Origin of the sequence: Atopobium sp. oral taxon 199 str. F0494 (assembly GCF_000411555.1) — a bacterium.
Lineage (GTDB): Bacteria > Actinomycetota > Coriobacteriia > Coriobacteriales > Atopobiaceae > Lancefieldella.
The window spans coordinates 176,361-198,418 of record NZ_KE150487.1; the positions used below are offsets into that span (position 1 = coordinate 176,361).

The 22,058-nt window shown below is 43.9% G+C and carries 23 protein-coding genes and 1 pseudogene; 11 read left to right on the top strand and 13 right to left on the bottom strand.

Annotation, left to right across the window (positions count from 1 at the left end; genetic code table 11):
* Positions 1-87: 87 nt before the first annotated feature.
* The 3 genes from HMPREF1527_RS06830 to HMPREF1527_RS06840 all read right to left on the bottom strand — a co-directional run bounded on the left by HMPREF1527_RS06830 (position 88) and on the right by HMPREF1527_RS06840 (position 2,731).
* Complete coding sequence (locus tag HMPREF1527_RS06830) at positions 88-651, bottom strand: hypothetical protein (RefSeq protein WP_016477962.1); 564 nt, start codon at positions 649-651, stop codon at positions 88-90.
* A 20-nt stretch (positions 652-671) separates the two neighbouring features.
* Positions 672-1,961: an ATP-binding protein gene (locus HMPREF1527_RS06835; RefSeq protein WP_232209547.1), complete on the bottom strand. Its 1,290-nt coding sequence runs from the start codon at positions 1,959-1,961 to the stop codon at positions 672-674.
* Between the two features lie 266 nt (positions 1,962-2,227).
* Positions 2,228-2,731 carry an isoprenylcysteine carboxylmethyltransferase family protein gene (locus HMPREF1527_RS06840; RefSeq protein ID WP_016477964.1) on the bottom strand — a complete coding sequence of 168 codons (504 nt, stop codon included), beginning with the start codon at positions 2,729-2,731 and terminating at the stop codon, positions 2,228-2,230.
* Positions 2,732-3,009: 278 nt separating this feature from the next.
* Here HMPREF1527_RS06840 and HMPREF1527_RS06845 point away from each other — a divergent pair, with 278 nt between their 5' ends.
* From HMPREF1527_RS06845 to HMPREF1527_RS06890, 10 genes are all read left to right on the top strand, one after another.
* On the top strand, positions 3,010-3,960 hold the full coding sequence (locus HMPREF1527_RS06845; protein WP_016477965.1) for a hypothetical protein: 951 nt from the start codon (positions 3,010-3,012) through the stop codon (positions 3,958-3,960).
* A gap of 130 nt (positions 3,961-4,090) precedes the next feature.
* Complete coding sequence (locus HMPREF1527_RS06850; RefSeq protein WP_016477966.1) at positions 4,091-4,774, top strand: response regulator transcription factor; 684 nt, start codon at positions 4,091-4,093, stop codon at positions 4,772-4,774.
* Between the two features lie 112 nt (positions 4,775-4,886).
* Positions 4,887-6,053, top strand: coding sequence for a cell wall metabolism sensor histidine kinase WalK (locus tag HMPREF1527_RS06855; RefSeq protein ID WP_232209548.1), 1,167 nt, complete (start codon positions 4,887-4,889; stop codon positions 6,051-6,053).
* Between the two features lie 110 nt (positions 6,054-6,163).
* A complete protein-coding gene (locus HMPREF1527_RS06860) occupies positions 6,164-7,501 on the top strand; it encodes a hypothetical protein (protein WP_016477968.1) in 1,338 nt (445 codons plus the stop codon).
* A gap of 136 nt (positions 7,502-7,637) precedes the next feature.
* The gene (locus HMPREF1527_RS06865) at positions 7,638-8,315 is read left to right on the top strand and encodes a polyphosphate polymerase domain-containing protein (RefSeq protein ID WP_016477969.1); all 678 of its coding nucleotides are present in this window, start codon (positions 7,638-7,640) and stop codon (positions 8,313-8,315) included.
* 16 nt (positions 8,316-8,331) lie between these two features.
* On the top strand, positions 8,332-9,003 hold the full coding sequence (locus HMPREF1527_RS06870) for a DUF4956 domain-containing protein (RefSeq protein WP_016477970.1): 672 nt from the start codon (positions 8,332-8,334) through the stop codon (positions 9,001-9,003).
* A gap of 12 nt (positions 9,004-9,015) precedes the next feature.
* Positions 9,016-10,884: a carbohydrate-binding domain-containing protein gene (locus HMPREF1527_RS06875; RefSeq protein WP_016477971.1), complete on the top strand. Its 1,869-nt coding sequence runs from the start codon at positions 9,016-9,018 to the stop codon at positions 10,882-10,884.
* A 188-nt stretch (positions 10,885-11,072) separates the two neighbouring features.
* Positions 11,073-11,483: a hypothetical protein gene (locus HMPREF1527_RS06880; protein ID WP_016477972.1), complete on the top strand. Its 411-nt coding sequence runs from the start codon at positions 11,073-11,075 to the stop codon at positions 11,481-11,483.
* Between the two features lie 2 nt (positions 11,484-11,485).
* Positions 11,486-11,800, top strand: coding sequence for a hypothetical protein (locus tag HMPREF1527_RS06885; protein WP_016477973.1), 315 nt, complete (start codon positions 11,486-11,488; stop codon positions 11,798-11,800).
* Positions 11,790-12,395, top strand: coding sequence for a CPBP family intramembrane glutamic endopeptidase (locus HMPREF1527_RS06890; protein ID WP_016477974.1), 606 nt, complete (start codon positions 11,790-11,792; stop codon positions 12,393-12,395). The genes HMPREF1527_RS06885 and HMPREF1527_RS06890 overlap by 11 nt, the downstream gene beginning before the upstream one ends.
* An 80-nt stretch (positions 12,396-12,475) precedes the next feature.
* Here the strand turns inward: HMPREF1527_RS06890 and HMPREF1527_RS06895 are convergent, their stop codons facing one another.
* Positions 12,476-14,416 (bottom strand): ferrous iron transporter B, encoded by a 1,941-nt coding sequence (locus HMPREF1527_RS06895; protein WP_016477975.1) that lies wholly within the window; start codon positions 14,414-14,416, stop codon positions 12,476-12,478.
* Positions 14,413-14,637, bottom strand: a complete 225-nt coding sequence (locus tag HMPREF1527_RS06900) for a ferrous iron transport protein A (protein ID WP_016477976.1) — start codon at positions 14,635-14,637, stop codon at positions 14,413-14,415. Before HMPREF1527_RS06900 ends, HMPREF1527_RS06895 begins: the two co-directional genes overlap by 4 nt.
* 147 nt (positions 14,638-14,784) lie before the next feature.
* Here HMPREF1527_RS06900 and HMPREF1527_RS06905 point away from each other — a divergent pair, with 147 nt between their 5' ends.
* Positions 14,785-15,828 (top strand): AraC family transcriptional regulator, encoded by a 1,044-nt coding sequence (locus HMPREF1527_RS06905; protein WP_016477977.1) that lies wholly within the window; start codon positions 14,785-14,787, stop codon positions 15,826-15,828.
* 123 nt (positions 15,829-15,951) lie between these two features.
* Here the strand turns inward: HMPREF1527_RS06905 and HMPREF1527_RS06910 are convergent, their stop codons facing one another.
* The 8 genes and pseudogenes from HMPREF1527_RS06910 to HMPREF1527_RS06940 form a co-directional block, all read right to left on the bottom strand.
* Positions 15,952-17,514: an ATP-binding cassette domain-containing protein gene (locus HMPREF1527_RS06910; protein WP_016477978.1), complete on the bottom strand. Its 1,563-nt coding sequence runs from the start codon at positions 17,512-17,514 to the stop codon at positions 15,952-15,954.
* Between the two features lie 953 nt (positions 17,515-18,467).
* Positions 18,468-19,031 carry a GIY-YIG nuclease family protein gene (locus tag HMPREF1527_RS06915; RefSeq protein WP_198009261.1) on the bottom strand — a complete coding sequence of 188 codons (564 nt, stop codon included), beginning with the start codon at positions 19,029-19,031 and terminating at the stop codon, positions 18,468-18,470.
* Between the two features lie 202 nt (positions 19,032-19,233).
* Positions 19,234-19,398: a transposon-encoded TnpW family protein gene (locus tag HMPREF1527_RS06920; RefSeq protein WP_016477982.1), complete on the bottom strand. Its 165-nt coding sequence runs from the start codon at positions 19,396-19,398 to the stop codon at positions 19,234-19,236.
* A 107-nt stretch (positions 19,399-19,505) separates the two neighbouring features.
* Positions 19,506-20,123 carry an SAP domain-containing protein gene (locus HMPREF1527_RS06925; protein WP_016477983.1) on the bottom strand — a complete coding sequence of 206 codons (618 nt, stop codon included), beginning with the start codon at positions 20,121-20,123 and terminating at the stop codon, positions 19,506-19,508.
* A 22-nt stretch (positions 20,124-20,145) separates the two neighbouring features.
* Entirely contained in the window at positions 20,146-20,514 is a 369-nt protein-coding gene (locus HMPREF1527_RS06930; RefSeq protein ID WP_009525608.1) for a nuclear transport factor 2 family protein, read from the bottom strand.
* 10 nt (positions 20,515-20,524) lie between these two features.
* Positions 20,525-20,944, bottom strand: coding sequence for a hypothetical protein (locus HMPREF1527_RS06935; protein ID WP_016477984.1), 420 nt, complete (start codon positions 20,942-20,944; stop codon positions 20,525-20,527).
* Positions 20,945-21,005: 61 nt separating this feature from the next.
* A pseudogene (locus HMPREF1527_RS07995) lies at positions 21,006-21,155 on the bottom strand (conjugal transfer protein TraA); the annotation flags it as partial.
* The gene (locus HMPREF1527_RS06940; protein ID WP_016477985.1) at positions 21,097-21,936 is read right to left on the bottom strand and encodes a recombinase family protein; all 840 of its coding nucleotides are present in this window, start codon (positions 21,934-21,936) and stop codon (positions 21,097-21,099) included. The pseudogene HMPREF1527_RS07995 and the gene HMPREF1527_RS06940, both read right to left, overlap by 59 nt.
* Positions 21,937-22,058: the final 122 nt, after the last annotated feature.

Consider the following 22,058-nt stretch of genomic DNA (forward strand, 5'->3'; position numbering starts at 1 on the left):
CCAACGCCTCATCAGGGGATACTTTAGTTTTTCTTACATAGACTCTCATACCAAACATAGACTTAAGGTTAATACGTTTGCTAGACATCATTTAGCATTACGAATTAGATCTTCTTTAGCTTCATCACCTGAGTCATAAAATCTTGCCCATTTTGTTGAAAATGTATCTATAAAACCGATGCTTTTAACTTTATATTTATCGTGAGTAGGTTGAATACAAATCGGACTATAGTCCTGTTCCGTTTCAACTCGCTTCAAATAAGTAAAGTATTTCTTTTCTTTGCAATACGATGTTACAAAATTGCCTACCGGGATTATCGGATATGTATTTATCGTAGGAGCAGTTAAATCCACCCCATTCCAAATTACCTTGATTTTTACATTTCGAATCGGTCCGGAAGAATTATTACAGAGGTATAGACTGTAAAATTCCGCTCCTCCTTCTTTTTTTACTTCAATCCAAGCATTAACTCCATAAGCTAAGCTTTTTTGATTTCGTTTTTCTTCTTCAATTCGAAACTCTCTATCTTTCTTCTGTTCACTTTTAAATTGCTCAATACTTATTAAAATTGCTGATAATGCTATTATGGCTGCTAAAATTTCTGCTACCGCTCCGATTAATCCTGAGTATGTATTCAATACTTCTAACATCATTTCTCCAATCTATCTCCTTAAACCCACTGTTCATATTGGGCAATTGCCCACAGCGGTATATTGACCAACCAACCGTCATCTCGGTATGAAGACAAAGAAGTTCGAATTGCATGAGATAAGTCAAATTTCTCAACCGCAATTTTTAAACTCTTTGATTGAAGGTTTTCCCCAGCTTTAACCTCAATGGGATACGGTTGACTCTTATACTCCACAGCAAAATCAGTTTCAGCTCTTCCAGATTCAGAAGACCAATATACAGGGGCTTTATTTTGACTCAATAACGATTGAGCAACATATTGCTCAGTTATAGCTCCTTTGAATTCTGTAAATAGACGCATTGAATCTGAAAGTATAATCGCAGGATCCAGATTAGAAAGAGCTCCCAAAAGACCAACATCAAGACAGAAAATCTTAAATGCTTGCGCATCCTCATAGCTCGCAAACGGAAATCTTAATGCGGCAACACGAGAAACTTTATAGAGTATCCCGTAATCAATCAGCCATTGAATGCTTTCCTCAAAGTCTCTTGCCCGTCCACCCTTTCGGACAACCCCATAAATGAATTTTTTATTTTCTTTCGCCAATTGACTTGGCAGTGAATGCCAAACGAGTCTCATACGTTCTTGAATTCTTGCTGGCGCATATTTTCCAAAATCACTTTCATAATCATTGATGATTTGCGACTGAATACGTCTACATGCCGAAAGATTTTGATGTAAAACATACGAATTAACCACTCCCGGCATTCCGCCAACAATCAAGTATTCTTTAAGCTTTGCTTGAAGAATATCCTCTACAGCCTTAAGGTTACTTTTATTCGCCTGAAGAAGTTCATCTGCCAGCGGATCACCTGAAGTTGCGCGAACAAACTCAACAAAACTCATTGGATAGAGTATGAGCTGGTCAACCTTTCCTACAGGAAATGACACTCCTTCTCCGCGCATAGAGATGCCCATATAAGATCCTGCAGCAATAATATGATACTCGCTGGCTTGCTCGCAAAAATACTTAAGTGAGACAAGACCTTGTGGAGCTTCCTGAATCTCATCAAAAAGTATTAATGTATTAGACGGATCAATAACATTGCCAGTACGCAGCTCGATCTGTCGAACTATTTTGTGTGGATCCAAATCTTGTTCAAATAAAGAGCAGGCTGATGGCTCCATTAAAAAGTCGATACGAACAACGTTTTTATATTCTTTCCTAGCAAACTCATTCATTAACCAAGTCTTACCAGTTTGTCTGGCACCTTTCAGAATAAGTGGCTTTCTTTCTATACTATTTTTCCACGCAATGAGGTCTTCCATAAGAGATCTATACATCGCCATCACCTCTTTGTTGAACAAGCTTTCAGGCCAGTATAGCGCTTTTAGTAATAACTTACACATTTCTCGTACGACTTTTGTGAAAATCTTGCACATTTCTCGTACGACTTTTGTGCATATAGGATTCTCATACTCATTAATACTTAGCTTAACGAACACTCTATTACGAGCTTCTCGCTTCTCATATATTTAGTAGTCGCTGCCCATTAAAATCGACTCTTTATGCACAGCGCTCCCTGACTAAATCACTATTCAGCCTTCGGGAACCACGGAATGCAACGATTGACTCGCTTGCAGTAATCTCTATATTCATCACCAAATTGCTCTAGCAACCATTTTTCTTCCGTTGCTCGCATCATTATGGTCAGTAAAGCCCAATACACAAAAGGCAGCAGAAGCAAATAGAGATTGCCATAAATCAGCAAAACACCAGTAAGAACAAAGGTGAATGCAGAGTAAATGGGATTGCGCACCACTGAATATACACCCGTAGTTATCAACTTGTTCTCAATAATATTGTCTTGGAGCTTTTCTTTAATTGCAGCCGAAACCCACAGCCAAATACCCACCGCAAAAAAGATCGTTCCTGCTGTATGAAACATTGCAATGATCGCCCGGATACGGAGGTAAGGCAAAACTCCCATCTGAGATAATACAATGCAAGTCATGGTCAGAACCACGATGGTAATCACATACGCAGGCCCGGCTCCAAGCACTGGGAGATGATCCTTCTCGTCTTTTTGAGGTGTCATGGCCTCAACTCCACTCAATGTATTGTAATGTTAGTGTCATCTAACTGTACGCAAGTAAGTATACCGTACGCACAAGACCCTTCGTATTGAGTAAATGTGCAGAGCACCGTCGTTCGCATTGATTTGTAAATATCTGGTCCAATAAGTCCAGCGTCTACCTTTTGACCAGTCTATACGAATCTAAAATTATTGAATTTGCTAGATTTGTTGTAACATATTGACTGTTAAAAAGCTTATTTTTGCTTTAATAGTGCACCCCTCCCCTGAAAGGATGCTCAATGAAACAACGTCAATTGGTACTGGCACTTGTACTTTTCTTTATACTTTCTTTTGGCGCTGTATTTACTGCTTGTTCTACAGAAACCCCTGAACCGTCTGCTGAAGAGATTGCAGCTCAGAAAGCAGAAGAAGAGAAGAAAGCTGCGATGGCTCCATTCATAGGCATCTGGGAAGCTAAGTCCATCAACGACCCAGATCAGGGAGAAATTGTTGAAAGCGTTTATCCAACTGCAAGAGATGCGTACAAGGCAATTTATGGTTACGATTTTGCTGAGGACGGCACCGGTTTGTTTATTCGTTTTGGTGCTCAAAAGCCATTTACTTGGTCTGTTGATGCTGACGGTAAACTTACGATAACTCTTGCAGGAAACGCCGGAAGCTACACGGCAACCGTAGACTCCAGTACGGGTCAGATGACCATTGAAGGTTCCGACGGATCAAAGGCTATTCTTACGCAGGTCACTAAAACATCTGGTGATTATTCGAGTTTGAAATATAAACCTTTTGACGCAATGGCAGATAGAGGTACTATTGGCCGCAATTTCTCTAGCAAAATTGAATCCTCTATGCGCTTTAAGCTGAAGACTGAAGTGGATAAAGTACTTATTGATAACGATGACATCTATGTCCGGTATATGGGCATAGCAAAAAGTCCAGACGGTTATATGGAAGGCTATGTCTTTGAGATTATCAATAAGTCTGATACATGGATTGCTTGCGATTTTCGATTAGATAATTCAGATCATACGCTGTGGTCCTATGATTCTAACTATCTAGAGCGTGGCGAGAGAGTCTATGCCTTTGTTATTAACAGCTCCAATAAAAAAATGCCTCTCGCCGATCTCACTAAGGCTGAGGGAGTCATTGAGTATTACCACATCAAGGATGGTAAGAGCCTGGAAGATAATCAAAAACAAGATATCGACTTGGCAGTTACTCAGAACAAGTGACTCTAGACCATTACTTACATGGTACGTATGTTATGGGCATGATCTCTCTTGTTTCCCGGCTACATAATCCAACTACTACCAAGGTATTCTTACGCTTATTAGGTACCATAATGTTAAAGGTGGTGATAGTATGCGGGTTCTTCTAGCTGAAGATGAAAAAAGAATGGCTGCAGCCATTGTGGCTCTCTTAAAGCAGGAAAAATACGACGTCGATCACATGGCGGACGGCGTATCCGCACTTCTCGCCTTAGAAAGCAACGTTTACGATATCGCAATCCTTGATGTCATGATGCCTAAAATGAGTGGCTTTGAAGTCTCTCGTAAGGCTCGGAGCAAGGGAATCAACATTCCCATTTTGATGTTGACGGCAAAAAGTCAGCTTGACGATAAGGTCGAGGGTCTTGATAACGGTGCCGATGACTACCTGACAAAACCGTTCCATACCGCAGAACTTCTCGCCCGCTTGCGCGCCTTGGGACGGAGAAGCTCCAGCTTCCAAGATAGTATTCTGCACTTTGGAGATTTATCGCTTGATACTTCAACCGCAACGCTTACCTGTAATTCTTCGGGACAGAGCGTTCGCTTGAGCGAGAAGGAATTGCGCATCCTGGAGTATATGATTGGAAGCCATGGTCGGATTATGACACGCGACCAGCTTGCCATTAAGATCTGGGGTTTTGAAAGCGACGCTGAATACAACAACGTGGAAGTGTATATGTCTTTCACGCGTAAAAAGCTGGCATTCGTTGGCTCAAAAGTAGAGATCAAAGCCGTTCGCGGTTTGGGATATGAATTGAGGGAACAAACTGTTTAGGCAATCCAAAAGAAAAATCATTCTCTCCATTATGGTGTCGCTCGTCCTGTTGTTTGTGGTAACACTGTCCGTAATCCTGTTTGCTAGCTCTCAGGAAATCAGACAGAAAAACATGGACATGCTCAACCGTTATGCCGATCAGTATTCAATGCAGCAGAAATCGGAAACCTCTGGTCAGTCTCACACTGACGGAAAACTGGACAGCCAACCGAAAAACAAGCCAGAAAATCAGCCTCCGGAAGACAAGCCAGACTACGAGCTTTCCACATTCTACTCGGTTACCTTTTCGTCTGACGGAAACGTTCTCTCTGTGTACGATGGAGAAAAAACAATCTATTCAAATGATGAGCTGACAACGCTTGCACGACAAATCTTGAACGAAGGCTACCCTTCCGGAAGAAAAGACAATCTTTCGTATGTAATACGTCAGAAAGACGGCTATATCCTTGTAGCATTTATGGACAACACGGTATCGGAAGGCGGCCTTAGGACGATGATGCGCAATGTTTTCATCGTAGGAGGAGCTTCCATTGTTGTGCTGTTCTTCATTTCTGTGTTCCTGGCAGAGCGAATCATCCGTCCCTTGGAAGAAAACGATACGAGACAAAAACAGTTTATCTCAAATGCAAGCCATGAGCTCAAGACCCCTATTTCAGTAATTGGTGTTAATGCAGAAATATTGTCTCGGGAACTTAGTCAAAATGAATGGCTCTCTAACATCCAATATGAGAATAATCGCATGGGTGAGTTGGTAGAACAGCTCCTTGAACTGTCGAGCGCGGAAAATAAAGAAGTGTCCATGGAAGAGCTTGACTTCTCCTATGTTGTTACGGGAGAAGCTCTCGCCTTTGAGACACTTGCTTTTGAGAGAGGAACAACACTTCAGAGCACTATTGAAGAGGAAATCACTCTTACCGGCAATCAGAATCAGCTCACGCAGGTTGTAGCCGTATTGTTGGACAATGCCCTAAGACACACAACAGGCAACTATATTGATCTGACCCTACAGAAGCGAGCACATAACGCCGTTCTCAGCGTTACCAATGACGGTAAAGAGATTCCACCTGAAAAGTTGGAGCATCTCTTTGACCGTTTTTATCGCGTTGATGAAGCAAGAAATAGTGAGGATCATCACTATGGACTGGGCCTCTCGATTGCAAAAGCGATTGTCGAGAAGCACGGTGGAAGCATTAATGTTTCCTGCTCTGGAGGCAAGGTAACCTTTGTTGTCGTACTTCCGACCAAACTTGCAAGGCATCGTTCTCAAAAATTCTTGTAAATTCAATCTTTGTTCAATCTTCGTTTTTTACTATGTCCTCGTCAGATGCAAGGAAGTAACAAACTTACTTCCTTGCATACATCAAATGAGACGCAAAGGAGGCGCTCATTATGAAATGGACGAGAAGAGACGTAGTGCTTGGTCTGCCTACCTTGATGGCTTTCAACCTTATCGGCTGCACGGCAAAGACCACTGCCGCCACGAACGATGAAACTGCAACTACCGCAGAAACTGATAAAAAGGCATCTGGTGCCACACAGATTACTGCTGCCGAAATTCTGGATGGTTATGCATTCACCAGCACCGTCGCCGATGAAAATGCAGTTCTTGTAAACACGGCGGACGAAGTAACCATCAGCAATTCAACAGTCGATAAAACCGGGAATTCCGACGGCGGAGATAACTGCAACTTCTACGGCCAGAATGCTGCAGTTCTTGTTGAGGGAGGTTCAACCACTACACTCACAAACCTCACCGTTACTTCAGACGCAAAGGGTGCCAACGGTATCTTCAGCTACGGTGGCAACGGAGGCCACAACGGTGGTGATGGCGATGGCACCAAGGTTGTCATCAAAGACTCTATCATCACGACAACCGGCGATGGCTCTGGCGGCATCATGACAACCGGAGGTGGTATCACCAACGCTTCTAATCTGACGATTACCACCAACGGTCAATCTTCTGCAGCTATCCGTACCGACAGAGGTGGCGGAACGGTCTATGTAGATGGCGGCACTTATACTTCCAACGGTCTGGGCTCGCCGGCTATCTATTCCACGGCAGAGATTCACGTTGCTAACGCCGTGCTTGTCTCTAACCTCTCCGAGGGAGTTTGTATTGAGGGTCTGAACTCCATTGAGCTCACCGATTGTGACCTTACGGCAAACAACACCAAGTGCAACGGCAACGCAACCTTCATGGATACCATCATGATCTACCAGTCCATGTCCGGAGATGCGGCAAGCGGCAATTCTACCTTTGCTATGACCGGCGGATCGCTTACCAGCAAGAATGGCCACATGTTCCACGTTACTAATACGAACGCTGACATTGAGCTCAACGGCATTAAGCTCACCAACGAAGACGCTGCTAATGTCCTCATTTCTGTCTGCGATGACGGCTGGAATGGCGGTAACAATCAGGCCACCTTTAACGCTAAGGCACAGGATCTGGTAGGAGCAGTGCTTGTTGGTAATAACTCCACGCTTGCTCTGAACCTTACCGAGGGATCTACGCTTGAAGGCTATGTTGACGGCAACATTGTTAACGCCACTAACCAGACTGTTTCCACCGAGGTCGGCACCGTTACCGTAACGCTGGACAACAACAGCACTTGGACTCTGACGGCAGATAGCTACGTCACCGAGTTTACCGGCACTGCAGCAAACGTTATTACTAACGGTCACACATTGTACGTAAACGGCACGGCACTTACCGGAACTAACTAAGGGAGCACACAAGATGAAAGAAACATCGAGAAGATCAGACAAATAGACAGGCTCTTTTCAAACGAGTTTCTCGATTCAATGTTTCTTCAATCTTCCTCCCTTACGATGTGTTCCACAAACGTAAGGGAGGTGTTTTATGGCAACCGATTTCCGACATGAATGGAAACATGTCATCAACTACGCAGATCTTTTAACACTGCGACATCGGCTCGGAGCCGTCATGGAGCGCGATCCTCACACCATTGACGGAAAGTACCACATCCGCAGTTTGTACTTTGACAATCCAGATGACAAAGCACTTCGCGAGAAAATCGACGGAGTGAACATCAGAGAGAAGTTCCGTATCCGTTTGTATAACCGGGACACCTCACTGATTAAGTTAGAAAAGAAGAGTAAGAGAAACGGTCTTGGTACTAAGTATTCAGCCAATCTAACAGCAGAAGAGGCACAAAAGATTGTAGATGGAAACCTGGATTGGATGATGGCTTCAGATCAGGCGCTGGTACAAGAACTGTATTGCAAGATGCGCCACCAGAGACTAGAGCCCAAAACCATTGTTGATTACACTAGGGAGCCGTTTATTTTCAAGCCAGGAAATGTCCGCGTCACACTTGATTACGACATTCGCACTGGTCAGGAGCGCACTGATTTTCTCGACCCTGAGGTAGTAACTATTCCTGCGGGAGATGCACCCATGTTGGTTGAAGTGAAGTGGGACGAGTTTCTCCCCACCATTATCAAAGACGCGGTTACCCTTCCAGATCGCCGCGTTGGATCGTTTTCTAAGTACGCGCAATGTCGCGTTTACGGTTAGATGAAAGGAGTTTAAGATGACTTTCTCAGATATTTTCAAGTCCAGTTTTCTTCAGAACGTTACCAGTGTCAGTATTTTAGACATGGTACTTGCACTGGTACTTGCATTTGGCGTTGGCCTGTTTATTTTCTTTGTGTATAAGAAGACCTACGTAGGAGTTATGTATTCGTCCTCTTTTGGTGTCACCTTAGTTGCACTGACGATGATTACCACTCTTGTCATCCTAGCCGTTACCAGCAACATTGTGCTGTCCCTTGGCATGGTTGGCGCACTGTCTATTGTCAGGTTTCGTACAGCAATTAAGGAGCCAATGGATATTGCATTTCTGTTCTGGTCCATCGCGGTAGGCATTGTTCTAGCTGCAGGTCTTATTCCTTTGGCGGTTTTTGGCACCGTTATTATCGGCATTATTTTGCTGATATTTGCTAACCAGAAGGACAACACCAATCCTTACATTGTTGTTCTTGCTCTTGACGGCAACGATGCTGAGAAGGCAGCAACTGAGTATCTGGCACAGAACACCAAGAAGTGCGTTGTGAAGAGTAAGACTGCTCGTAAGGATAAGGTAGAGGTCAACCTGGAGGTTCGCCTCAACAACGACAACACCGATTTCATCAACACTTTGGCTACCATACCTGGTGTTCAGAATGCGGTTCTTGTCAGTTACAACGGAGACTATATGGGTTAAGGAGGAAACGACGTGGCCACGGATAAAAATATCAACAAGATTTGTATAGTCGTTCTCGTGTTCACGCTTTTTCTGACCATCGCCTTCATGAATGGCGAAAAGCTGGGAATTACACCTGTAGCAGATCAAGACGCGGAGAATTACACCACAAACGCTTACTTTACGGACAACGATCAAGATGGGAATTGGGCAGACAATGCTTATACCACCCACATTACACTTAACGGTACGAATGGAACTATTAGCGGTAACGGTGCTTACTTCCAGGATGGCAATCTGGTGATTGCAAACGGTGGCTGGTATGAGATAACGGGCACCCTGGATAACGGCAGCATTATTGTTAAGGCAGACAATTCTTCTAAGGTTTGGATTCGCCTTAACGGAGTTTCTGTTACCTGCGCCGACGACGCCTGTCTCAGAATTGATCAAGCCGAGAAGGTCTTTCTCACTCTTGCAGAGGATGCGGATAATACCTTTACAAGCGGTGAAACGTATTCCGAGGAGGCACTGGCAGACAATACCGGTGGTGTAATTTATGCACACGACGATCTAACCATCAACGGTACGGGCAACCTTACTATTACTGCTGGTTACAAGCACGGTATTGATGCTAACGATTCTCTTGTTATTACAGGCGGCAACATTAGCATCACGGCTCCTCAAGATGGCATTCACGCCAATGATGGTTTCAGCTTTACATCGGCTCACCTCACCATTGACGCCGGCGATGACGGTATCCACAGCGACACGTTCATCTACACAGAAGGTGGCGCCATTTTGGTCAACTCCTGCTATGAAGGTCTTGAGGCAAAGACCATCGACATTACAGGTGGAGACATCACCATCTATCCAACTGACGATGGCATTAATGCCAATGGCGATACCGCTACAAACGGAGGTATGGGCGGTGGACCTGGCGGTGGAGGCGCTCCTCCAGGTGGCGACAACGGTAACCAGGGCGGTCAAAGTGACAATGGCGAGAAGAACGACACGACCAAGACTAATGAGACTACTGAAGAGGAGGAAACCTACATTCGCATTTCTGGTGGTACGGTAACCATTATCAACACAACCGGTAACGATGCAGACGGATTGGATTCCAACGGCAGTATCTATATCGACGGTGGCGCCATTCTTGTCAGCCTTCCAGGCGGAAGCACCAACAATGCTATCGACTACGGTAGTGAGAATAACGGTAAAGCCATTGTTACAGGCGGTACGGTACTTGGTTTTGGTGGATCTGGTATGGCTGAGGAGTTCAGCTCTGATTCTACTCAAGTAGCAGTTCTTTATAACTTGGACGAAACCGTAGAAGCGGGAACTACTTTCCGTGTTCTTAATCAAGATGGTACAGAGATTTTAGCCTACACGCCAACCACCACCTATTCTTCCATCGCATTCAGCTCTCCACAGCTGGTTGTTGGAAAGACGTACACCATAGAGTACGGCGATACAACTGCTGAGCTTACTATTGAAAGCACTGCGCAAGCCGTTGGAACAACTGGCGGCATGGGTGGAGGTCCGGGACAGGGACAAGGTGGAGGACCTGACCAGGGCAGTGTCTCTGACCAGGGTGGTGGTCCCGGACAGGACGGCAATCTACCAAGCCAAGGCAGTAATTCAAGCCAAAGTGAAAATATAGGTGACAGCAACCAGCAGAGAGGGCCAGGAGGAACACCTCCACAGCAAAATGGTGGAAACGGTGGTCCAAATGGCCAAGAAGCGGAGAAGAACACTGAAGCTAAGGAGACCAACACAACGACATCTGACAACTTTATTTCTCTTGATGAGATTGACGGGACTGTCTGGAAGCTGTTAGGCGGATCAGTACTTGTGCTGATACCTGCAATTCTCTTCGCAATGAAGTATAAAAAGAGCTGACTCTAGCGGTGGCGGTTGAGTTTTTGCCCGCCACCGCTCCTCGCTATCGCTCGCATCTGAAATAGCATATTATTGTTATCAAGAGTTTTCATTTGCACGTATGTTTTGTGTATACAACTTATGGTGTCCGCTGATTGATTACGTGTTACAACTTGCTCTGTGAGACACCCAAGGAGAGAGGAACTATCATGGCATGCTTTCTTGTCAGCGGTGGAGAAGCCATCGTAGTCACAGCTATTCGCACTAAAGTTAGGAAGAAGGAAGAACAAGAAGGCATCGTCGATGCCAAAGGCAACCAGCTGACAGATCCTTCTCAACATGGAATCTGCTGGACACGCAAACTGAGCTGGCTCATGAACATGCTTTGGGGCGGCGTGCTGCTTCTCTGCATTGAGCACATGTGGCACGGCGAGGTTGTACCGTTTCCTCCCTTCCTCACGGCTATGAATACGCCGGAAGAAATACCGGCCATGCTCGGTGAAATGGCAACGGTTGGCGTGAGTATGGCCATTCTCGTCACCGCTATCTGGTTCGTAACCACACTTGTTGCTGACTATACGGTTAAGCACACAACGCTTCTTGCGGTTCAGGAGGCATAACCATGACCTTAGCCATTACACTTGCATGCGCAGCTATCGCTACGGTGCTTTGGTACGCAAAGGCGCCCGACAACTCCATGAGGTTTGGCGTTCTTGCCCTTATGTATTGGGGTGCCGTGCTTATGTGGTTTGTCGATGGTATCTATCGCCTGTTAGATGGAGAAACGTTCATCGAGATAGCTGATACCGCGGTCATGTTCGATGACGCAATGCTCGGACTTCTCGTCGCTATCGTAGGCCTTGCGGCCTGGACCGTATACCTTATCGTCAAGGATCCCAAACATGTCCTGAGAAAAACAACAGCGCATGTATCATAAACAGTTCAAAAACGGGATTTCCTTTGCGATATTGATTTGGTTGCTGGACATGCTCTGTCTATATCTTACGGGCAGACTTTTGGAAAATGATTATGTGTATTGGGGTCTGAGAATCATTCCCGTTGCTGCAGTAGTTCTTGTCGCTTATGTGCAAAATCATGATTTGAGAAGCCTTGGGTTCTACCCCGACCATCTAAAACACGATGGAATCGTTATGCTTTGTCTACTCGTCATCGAACTGCTGATTGGGGTATATCTATACCATATGCCTTGGGAATACGCAGTTGGTGGCTGGTTGTATTTTATTTTTTGGGTTGTATTGCAGGAAGAACTTGTTTATAGAGGCTTCATTCAATCTCATCTGTTTTCACCACACATCAGTAGAAATGCCAGCTATCTGATTGGCGCAGCAATGTTTTCTGTGTCGCACATCCCCTTTCAGATGCAGATCAGACCGTGGACAGGTTTGTTCACGGTTCAGCTGTGTATTGCATTTCTCTCACACCTCTTATATTGCTGGATTATCGAGAAGCGCGGTACTATCTGCATCCCATTGGCACTTCATGTAGCAGGGGATTTCCTAGAAGTTATTTAATCAGACAGGGAGAGACAAGCGGTCGGATAAATCTCAGGGCTGCTCTGGAAAATACGATCATATAGGTTTTGAAATGCAACCTATCCAAACAACAGCAATCCCACGTGGTAGGCCGCACATCCCAAAAGAAGCGCCGAACAAATGTAGAAGGCAGCAGTTATGCCAACCCACTTTGGCGAATGCGCCTCGGCAACAGTCATGGAACAGCTTGCGGCACACGGCACATTGAACGTAAATGCAAAGATAAATGCAAGCGCTTCTGGCGCCGAGATACGCGCGGCGATAAGCTCACCAATGTTGGGCGCTACGGCCGCTGAACCTGAAACGGCTCCCATAATAACCGCGTTAGGAGTCGATCCACCTGCAAACAACGCAGAAAATACTCCCACAGCCGACTCTTTGACGGCCAATGCACAGACCCAGGCAGTAAATGTTTCCCAACCCATACCAAAGATACGTGTCACCGGTTCAATCGCTATACCAATGGCATAAAGCGCGGAATCTTCTATGTTGCCGCTTGCAGTATAAGTAAGCAACCAAATTCCCAATGTAAATACCGCCACCACTTTAAATGCACGACGGAACATGCTCCAGCATTTGATAAGCGCTCCGCGCAACACGTTCTTCGCACGTGGTTTATGGTAAGGCGGAAGCTCCATAACGAGACCGGATCGATCTCCTTTGGGAACAAGATGCGGTCCGAAGATGATACCAATGAGCCACATAAGCAACAGACTTACCGCAAATATGGCAACAATTACAAGCGGAGCCCCTACACCAAAGAAAGTCACAGCCAGCACGGGTACAATACCCCACGTAGAGCCACATGGAATAGCCCAAGCCATCATCATCGTAAGCATACGCTGACCCCATGAGTCAATAACGCGTGCACCCGAGACACCTCCCATGGTACAGCCAAAACACATGAGAAACGGCATGAGCGATTTGCCCTGCAGACCAAAACGAGAAAGCGTTTCGTCAAACACATAGGAGATACGAGCCATGTACCCCCATTCCTCATATGCGAGAAACACGAGGTTAATGCCAAAAACGTAGCCTGTCATCATAACCGCGAAGCACAAGCTATTGGCAACAACGCCCCAAAGTATACTGGCAAGAATCGCCGGAGCCCCTGCATTAATAAGCGCCGCTGCTGCCATTTGACCCAAACTGGATATGCCGCCGCCCAAAAGCATGATAGGTGTCGCCGGAATGAACGCAAGTACGAAGCCAACCAAAATCATGGCAATGGCAAGCGGTTTTGATGCGCGCGATGCAGTGGCTAAACGGTCAAAACGGGAAAGCGTATGAGTTGCCTTTGGTGCAGTCTCGGCGCCCTCAATGATCTTCTCGATCCACGCAAACTTTGCCGCACCGCGCCCTTGGATGGTGTCAGCACGATGAGACATCTCAATGTTCAACAACTTAGTATCGAGAAGAGGCTTCTTACTCAGTGCATAATCGATGACCTTAAGCAACACATCATAATTTGAACTTTCAGCCGCCACGAATGGCACAACAGGAATGCCGAGGCGCTGCTCAATTTTCTTCGCATTGATGCGTTTACCTTGTTGCTCAGCGACGTCCATGAGATTGAGTACAAGCACACAGGGCACATCAGGAGCAATACAGGCAAAGTCAGCCAGCATATACAGGCTGCGCTCAAGTTGGGAAGCATCAGCCATCACAAGGGTTACGTCAGCCACTCCCGATGTCACAAAATCCGCAGTTATCTGTTCTTCGGGCGAATTCGCTGTGAGTCCATAAGCACCAGGCAAGTCAACAACCTGATACGTTGCATCATCGCGACAAAACTCGCCTTCTTTGCGTTCAACCGTCTTTCCCGGCCAATTGCCCACATGCTGACGAGATCCCGTTAAACCATTGAACAGGGTTGATTTGCCCGAGTTCGGCTGCCCTAAAAGCGCTATGCACGCATCGCCGCTTTTCGTAAATTCAACCGAACCATGCGAGCAGTGCTCACAAGAGGATTTTACACTTGCGCAGGCCTCACAGCTCATGAGAGAACCTCCACTTCGATGTTTTTGCAATCGGCACGATCAATGGCAACCACACTGTCTCGTTCAAACACAAGAAGCGGCCTCCGTTTGGCATTCTGCACCATTTCAATGGAACAGCCTTCGGTAAGCCCTATGGCCGTTACGCGTGACACGAAACGGTCCGTTCCCAAAACGGATGTGATTACCCCTTTTTGTCCCGTTTCCATTTCATTGAGTTTCATGCTATTCCCTTTAATCTCATAAGATGTATTGCTAAACACCTGTTAATTAAGGAGAATATCCAAGAAGTTAGATATATGCAACTCCATTTATCCTAAAATAGCTCCATATCTCGGATGTATTGTTAACGGAAAACAAGACGGAAACCTATGAAAAACTCTTTGCTGTCAGATTTAGTTATCCGCAAGGGTATGACGCTTTCCTTCCAAAACGAGCGTATGGTGGAACTGAAGCTCTCCGACCCTATCGGAAAAGGTACGATGACGGGGTACTTGCTTTCTCCTCATGTTATGGTGTGTTTGGTATATTTTGCATGTGAAGAATGCCCAAACATGGTGCCAGCAAGTCAGTTTTCCGGAAACGATATTGTGGAGCATATTAAAAACGCTACCAAGACTAATTCAGTTCCGAGAAGTACCGAAAACTCGGATACCGACAAGTGGCTTTCAATTAACTACTGCACCGAAGGTCGTTGCGAGACCGATATCCCTCACGCAGGTGTTGCCGTAGTAAGTGAAACCGATGTATGCGTGAGCTTTTCTCACACATCAGATGAGGGCTACGAGCCGCCTCGTTCGTTTCGCTATCCGCTTGCACGATACGTTGGTATCGAAGTATTCGTATGCACCGAGGTTCTCAATGAACCTGAATTCAGTCTTTTACGTGAAGCAGACAACGACGTAGTTTATATATGGAGTCAGGCAGGTCCGTCGGCAATATTTTCAGGTGACAAGGAGCTTATAGCTCAGATGAAACGTGCAAGTTCTGCAGCCCAATCAAGCGATTGGGTACAAGCAAAACTCGCAGTACTTGAGCTTCTTTGGGCGCTCTCTCGTCGCGATTACAACTTGGCTAAGCCGCAAACGCTGCTCACACCGACACAGTTGCACATGGCAAAGACAGCGCGCGATCTAATAGAATCCTCACCCACCCAGCCTCATGACGCGCGAGACATAGCCTCTGAGATGGGTGTTTCCGCAACCACGCTTAACGGTTATTTCCAAAAAATGTACGGCATGACAATTGCTTCGTATGCACGCCAACAGCGAATCCGCTTAGCCAAGGAGACGCTCATGCAGGGAAAACGCGTTTCGATTGCGGCATGTGAGGCTGGGTACAGCAATCCGAGTAAATTTGCTGCCGCATTCAAACGCGAAACGGGCATGACGCCCTCAGAGTTCCGAAAGCAATAATGATTGCTCACTATTCAGACTTAGGAGGAATGTTCAAATCAAGCTCTGTCTTCTGCTTTTGCTCCGTCACAGTACCGTCCTTTGCACTGTTATTACAATAGTCCGTCACATAAAAACGATACGTTAACCGACCGTAAGCTCGTAGCCATTCTCTGACTTTTGTATTCTCCAAGTTATGGACGTAGCCGAACTCACCAATGATGCATCATGTGAAACAAGTAAAAGCGCCCCAGGATATACGGAAAGCAGTCGCTCAAGAGCCTCTGTGGATCCAAGGTCAAGATAATTCGTTGGCTCATCCATCACAAGAAACTCAGGTGATTCCAAAATCCCTAACGAAAGCATGAGCTTTCTCATTTCACCCGGACTTACGGCATCCCCCTCAAGAATACAATCTGGATCTGAGTTGAGCTGCGCCACAATGGAAAGCACTTGTCCACGCTGGGCGCTAGTAAGCTCTCTCATTTTTTTCAACGTTTTTTCTTTCTGCAGCATATCCGGTTCCTGAGGAATATACAGTACCCTTGTGTCAGCATGACCCGTATTTGCAAAGGTTGCGTCCATGAAACTCATATCGATAAGTCTCGCATCAATGAACCTCGTATCAGCGGAAATGCTCGCGATAATTTTCTTAACCAAAGTAGTCTTTCCAGATCCATTGTCTCCAACTAGTCCAATATGATCTGTATTTCCAATAAAGAGCGCCGGCAAGCTGAGCAAAGATTCACCAACGGCAATACGACCAGGTTCCATCCTAAAAAGAACCTTTCGCTTACTCGGTTCAGCGTCAAGCCACACGTGAGCGTCATATCGTTTTTCAACCTTACTGTCAGCAACGTCATCCTCAGCTTTTTCAAGCCTGTCCTGCATACGAGCGGACAATTTGCCCGCCTTTCCGTCTTGACCGGAAACAATGTAGTGGCGCTTTTTTGCTCTCGCATCGCTATCGTTTTTCGCAATGCCCTTCCCGCTCCTACGCGCTTGTACCCGAGATGCCTCTTCTCGGCGGCGCTGAGCTTCTCGCTCTGTTCTCGCCTTTTCTTTTTGCACTATTTCTCGAGCATGAATTGCGCTTGAGCGCTCTAAAGCTACCTGTGAAGATGCCTGTGAATATCCGCCGGGCCGCATGGTAGCGGTGCCGTTTGCTATGAACAGACATTGCGAGCAAAGTGCGTCGAGAAGTTCTCGGTCATGCGAAATAAGTACTCCAACGCCTTTGAACTTTGACAACGCTGTAAACAAAGCCTGCCGGGTGGACGCGTCTACATGGTTGGTGGGCTCATCAACAACAAGCACATCGGGAGCGGACCACAACGCACATGCAACCTGGAGTCGCTTCTGCTGTCCGCACGAGAGCGTGTCATACCGCCAAGGCCAGTCGTCTCCGATGGCCAACTCGTTTCTCAACTTTATTGCTGCCCGATCATAGGCCACAGCAAAGTCTTCGAGATTGCCCGGAGGTTCCTCTGTGCTTTGATCGCAATATGTCGAGAAAAGCAAAGGACTCACAACTCCCACATCAGGTTGCAGAAGGCCGCATACAACACGCGCAAGTGTTGTTTTTCCGGAGCCGTTATCGCCGACAAAACCAGTCCAGCCCGCAGGAAGCGTAGCGGTCACATTGCGTATAGTAGGTTCAACTGCCAACGGATAGGTATATTCAATATTTGATAGATTAAGCTGCATAGTACCTCGGTTCTGCCGAAGGCTATACGGAGCAGCATGCAAATTATAAGCTTCAACTGTATCTAACTTTGAATATATCTAACTGCAAAGATATCGTTATTTAGCGTGTGTTAAGACATGAATAAGCGATGCTGCACCCGTGATAGCCGTCGACGACGTTACGTGTATTCGGGTTTATGAGTATCGCTAGTTCTTCATGCACCTGATCCCTTCTCGTACCGGCGCTTGCCAAAGGCTCCGGCAGACTGTTAAAACCATAGTAGCTTTGGAAACGCATTAAGACAAGAGAGCCTGGTGGAACGAGAAACCCATCTATTGGTTCGTGTATCTGAGATCTATCCGACAACAAGACCTTCATCACGTGTTTCACCAAATCTCTCAGCATCAACGATTCTCTATTAGATGCTAAAAGCTATGATTTCTGCCAGTATCGTAGCAAGTACATCGTATAAATCAAATACTGCACTCGTATTAATACATGACAATAGCTCGTTAATAAAAGACATGAATATGACGGAAACACATATACAAAACAGCACTTTCTTAGAAAATCCAATATTTGAGAAGGCCTTACTTTCACCAAATACTGGGCTAAAGAGCTGTTTTAACATAGCTGTCGCAATCCACGCCCCTCCAAAACTGGGTGTATATCAAAATATAGCTACAACTGAATTGATTGAATAATAGTGTCTTAAAAGTATTGTTATCAGCCAAATCAACAATCCCAAGATTGCTATAATTTCAATGGAACTAATTTCTATTGTTCTTTTATTCAAAATGTAGCACCCCCTATTACATTATAATTTACCAATCCCCACTTCTATAAAAGCCTTACGCCAAAATCATAAAGTGGTGATTGCAGGCACTATACAGCGTGTTTACCAGTAAAATCCATAATTCAGTTAAGCAAACGTCAGTGCTTCTTAGCAGTCATCAGGACGAAGGCAACTTCTTCAGGAACGATTGCCTGACGTTCGGTTATAGCCATGGTCGTAAGCATCGTAAGCACAGATAACATCTCGCTCAAGGTCGTTAAGGTTATTGTAGCCACTCCCGACGAGACTCACTGTTGCAATGGTAAACTTGTCACCCATTTTCCAATCAGCGTAAACGTCTCCATTGCCATGACCCGTAAAATGCTGCCTCACACGTCGCAAAACATGAACACTCTGACCCACGTAGTATTCATCTTGAGAGAGATTGTGCAAAACATATATGCCAGTGAAGTCGCCTTCCTCACCATTGATTGCACTCCACATACGCTTAGCGAGAAACTCTTCAGGAGTCACGTCCGAATTCTTCGACATAAGAGCGTTCATGCGGTCACGACGGAGCGCTTTAGCACGACGAATGAGGAAGATCTCACCTATTATCCAAATGATAGTAACCACAATCAAAGGAATGATAAGGCTTTCCCACATGAGTTCGTCCTCGCCAGGTCGGTATACCTGAAATGAACTTGTCACTTTTCTGGGAAGGTTGCTGCGCATATCCAAGAACCTAAGAATAATCACCACTGCAAGTAAGCTCCACACAAGAAAAAAGCCTTCTGCTATCTTGCCATATTTTTCGAAGTATCTACACCCTTGAGCAGCAAACTTTCTTGCTGCGTATCTATTTCTCCATATACGTGGCATAGGACGTCTTCCTTATAGTTGTGCATAACTGTTCGCTTTGGGAAGATTTGTCAAGGACATAAACAAAATTTTTTTGATAAATTTATATCTTCTCTGTTTCTCTCTTGATTAGCTTTAGTATTTTATCCTTATAAGTTTCCCCTGTACCTTGCTTGAAATGTAGGTTTACAGTATATTTTGTCTTTCCAATATCCATTATTAACTGTTTATGTGGTGGTGCTTTTATCTCTCTTTTTTCTTCTTCCATGTGTTCTCCTTTCCATTTTTAGACAATAAAAAACAGTAAACCTTTTTTGATTTACTGCTTTCGTGTTAGCTTTTATTGAATTGTTAGTTTAGCAAGATAAGAATATCCTACTTGCAATACTCTTTTATTTTATCGGCATATTCAGTCAAAAGATTCTTTGAATAAATTTTTTCATTTCTTGAATTTCTGACTTCTTTCCAAAGAATAGAGGCTACTTTTAATTTATTCGAGTAGTTGTAACTATTTTCGTCTGCACAGAAATCCTTTAAAAATTTATTCCATTGACAAACCGAATTGTCATACTTAGCATAATTTGATTTCCCATAATAAACTTTTAGCATATCTTGAATTGTAAAGCTCAAATCATTTTCTCTTTTTACTTTTCTCCAAGCAGTAGCCATATCAGCAGTAAATTTAAATGGCGAAACATCTGTTAAAATTGAGAAATATTCTCTAAAATGTGTGTTAAAGGAGAACCCGCATGCAAGTAATGGAGTATCTAAGGTAATAGTTTCTACTCGTTTCTTTTCATTTTTTATTGATGACTTTTTAATCAAATCACCCTTAAAGTACTGCTCAATAATATAATTGAGTTCCTGTTTTGTACCTCTGTATTCTAATCCTAATGACTTGCATATCTGTGAAAGTTCTTCACGATACCAATAGTATTTATTAAACTCATAAAATGATGTGATTTTATCAAACTCAGGTCTACTTTCTATCAATATTTTACCTCCTTAAACCAATTTACCTAATTCTTTTCCCGATTTTCATTTTCTTACGCCATTCTGGTGCCAATCCATCATCAGACCAATATTCATCCATATCAACAATCAAATTATCTTCAAGATAGATAAAACTTACTACATGAAAAGACTCACTATTATCTGTTGGAAAAACCCGACAAGCTAAAATAATAGTATCTTCATTTTCTTCAATTCTCTCTATTTCTCCGTTCCAATTCCCCGGATATTCACAATTTGCCCTTATATACTCATCTAAGGTAAATAACTCATTTGTGCAATGCCATTTTATAACGGCATTTTCTTGAAAAAAATTCCTAAGTTCTTCTGCATTTTGTGATAAAACTGTTTTGAAAAATCTATCTATATCCATAGTAATCACCTTAAAACCAATTTGCTTTTTCATCTCTAAACAATGGTGTTTCACTCTCTTTGTAAGGATTGTAGTTATTGCAATTACAACCAAACTCTTTTAGACTTTTTATTTTATTATCGGCTGTCCAAACAATCAAAGAAATACCGTCAAATTCTTCAACTTTCCCCTCATTCATTTTATTTTTGAAGTGCCATTCTACAATAGTTTGATTATCCTTATGAAAAAATTGCTTTATATCCCAAGCAAGCACTTTTCCTCTTGTATTCCATTCATTAAACCAGTGCTTTACTGTTTGACAATTTTCATACTTAGGACTCCAGCTCTCAATATAAATTACATCATCTAAAAAAATATCATCTATACCTAAGTCTTGTTGTATAAGCCACATATTAAACCATAAACGAATGATTTTCTCTCTTTCATCCATGAATTTAAGCACCTCCAAAATCAAATACTTATTTGATTTTATACCATTTTTTCACCCAGTTTTATAGGTCTAACTCATTCCGCTTTACCTGTGATAGTTGTTTTTCTTGTATCTGTAACTGCTCTATACAGTTCTTAACTTTTTCAGCTTGTTCAACTTCTTCTCGTATTTCTAATATTTGATTGTATAGGCTCTTTTTCTCTTTCTTCAGTATGTCCCATGTATTCTCTTTTTTCTAAGATATATCCTACTGTGGTCGGTGTCCAAAAATGCGGGTCTTCTATTCCTCTTTTCTTGGAGCTATGGTTATTTTCAGGGTGATATATTTCTGCATAGGCTGATGGTATAAGGACTTTATCTTTGGTTAGTATATCTGCTATCTGTGTTACTCCATATCCCTCTATTACAAGATTATAAATGCGTTTTACGACCTTTGCACTCTCTTTATCGATAAGTAGCTCCTGTTTGTTCTTAGGGTTTCTGTAATAGCCGTATGGAACGCTTGGTGATACTCTTTTGCCCTCTTCCATTCTTGCTCTGAATATGGATTGTATTTTTCTTGAAGTATCTCTTGCGTACCATTCATTCATAATGTTTAGAAATGGGGTAAAGTCGCTTTCTGCTTGCTTTTCACTGTCTATTCCGTTATTGATGGCAATAAACCTTACTCCCTTTTCTTTGAAAAGTATTTCGGTGTAAAAGCCTACTTTGAGATAATCTCTGCCAAACCTGCTCATATCTTTTACTATCACAGTAGATACTTTGTTTTCTTCTACTGCTTTTATCATCTTTTGAAATCCCTCTCTATCAAAGGTTGTTCCGCTTACTCCATCATCAGTATAGTGATAGATATTTACAAAGCCGTTTCTTTTCGCATAGCTTTCAAGTAGTTGTTTTTGATTGGTTATGGAATTGCTTTCTCCTTGCATTTCATCATCACGACTTAAACGCTCATAAAGGGCTGTTTGTCCTGTTCTTTTCGTATTTGACATGAGAATTACCTCCTTTCCAAGTTTTTATTATTTTCTCTGTCCTTATGAGGTTAATCCTTTTGATGGATTATAAGTATAAGGTCAGAGAGTCAGTAAGGCAAAAGGTGAGATGGGCAGCAATA

Bases quoted from the DNA above. Each gene is read 5' to 3' on its own strand.
- HMPREF1527_RS06870 (WP_016477970.1), top strand. From the start codon at position 8,332: ATGACTTTCTCAGATATTTTCAAGTCCAGTTTTCTTCAGAACGTTACC.
- HMPREF1527_RS06930 (WP_009525608.1), bottom strand. From the start codon at position 20,514: ATGGATATAGATAGATTTTTCAAAACAGTTTTATCACAAAATGCAGAA.
- HMPREF1527_RS06830 (WP_016477962.1), bottom strand. From the start codon at position 651: ATGTTAGAAGTATTGAATACATACTCAGGATTAATCGGAGCGGTAGCA.
- HMPREF1527_RS06860 (WP_016477968.1), top strand. From the start codon at position 6,164: ATGAAATGGACGAGAAGAGACGTAGTGCTTGGTCTGCCTACCTTGATG.
- HMPREF1527_RS06835 (WP_232209547.1), bottom strand. From the start codon at position 1,961: ATGGAAGACCTCATTGCGTGGAAAAATAGTATAGAAAGAAAGCCACTT.
- HMPREF1527_RS06840 (WP_016477964.1), bottom strand. From the start codon at position 2,731: ATGACACCTCAAAAAGACGAGAAGGATCATCTCCCAGTGCTTGGAGCC.
- HMPREF1527_RS06880 (WP_016477972.1), top strand. From the start codon at position 11,073: ATGGCATGCTTTCTTGTCAGCGGTGGAGAAGCCATCGTAGTCACAGCT.
- HMPREF1527_RS06855 (WP_232209548.1), top strand. From the start codon at position 4,887: ATGGACATGCTCAACCGTTATGCCGATCAGTATTCAATGCAGCAGAAA.
- HMPREF1527_RS06895 (WP_016477975.1), bottom strand. From the start codon at position 14,416: ATGAGCTGTGAGGCCTGCGCAAGTGTAAAATCCTCTTGTGAGCACTGC.
- HMPREF1527_RS06885 (WP_016477973.1), top strand. From the start codon at position 11,486: ATGACCTTAGCCATTACACTTGCATGCGCAGCTATCGCTACGGTGCTT.
- HMPREF1527_RS06920 (WP_016477982.1), bottom strand. From the start codon at position 19,398: ATGGAAGAAGAAAAAAGAGAGATAAAAGCACCACCACATAAACAGTTA.
- HMPREF1527_RS06905 (WP_016477977.1), top strand. From the start codon at position 14,785: ATGAAAAACTCTTTGCTGTCAGATTTAGTTATCCGCAAGGGTATGACG.
- HMPREF1527_RS06910 (WP_016477978.1), bottom strand. From the start codon at position 17,514: ATGCAGCTTAATCTATCAAATATTGAATATACCTATCCGTTGGCAGTT.
- HMPREF1527_RS06940 (WP_016477985.1), bottom strand. From the start codon at position 21,936: ATGTCAAATACGAAAAGAACAGGACAAACAGCCCTTTATGAGCGTTTA.
- HMPREF1527_RS06865 (WP_016477969.1), top strand. From the start codon at position 7,638: ATGGCAACCGATTTCCGACATGAATGGAAACATGTCATCAACTACGCA.
- HMPREF1527_RS06850 (WP_016477966.1), top strand. From the start codon at position 4,091: ATGCGGGTTCTTCTAGCTGAAGATGAAAAAAGAATGGCTGCAGCCATT.
- HMPREF1527_RS06845 (WP_016477965.1), top strand. From the start codon at position 3,010: ATGAAACAACGTCAATTGGTACTGGCACTTGTACTTTTCTTTATACTT.
- HMPREF1527_RS06935 (WP_016477984.1), bottom strand. From the start codon at position 20,944: ATGGATGAAAGAGAGAAAATCATTCGTTTATGGTTTAATATGTGGCTT.
- HMPREF1527_RS06900 (WP_016477976.1), bottom strand. From the start codon at position 14,637: ATGAAACTCAATGAAATGGAAACGGGACAAAAAGGGGTAATCACATCC.
- HMPREF1527_RS06890 (WP_016477974.1), top strand. From the start codon at position 11,790: ATGTATCATAAACAGTTCAAAAACGGGATTTCCTTTGCGATATTGATT.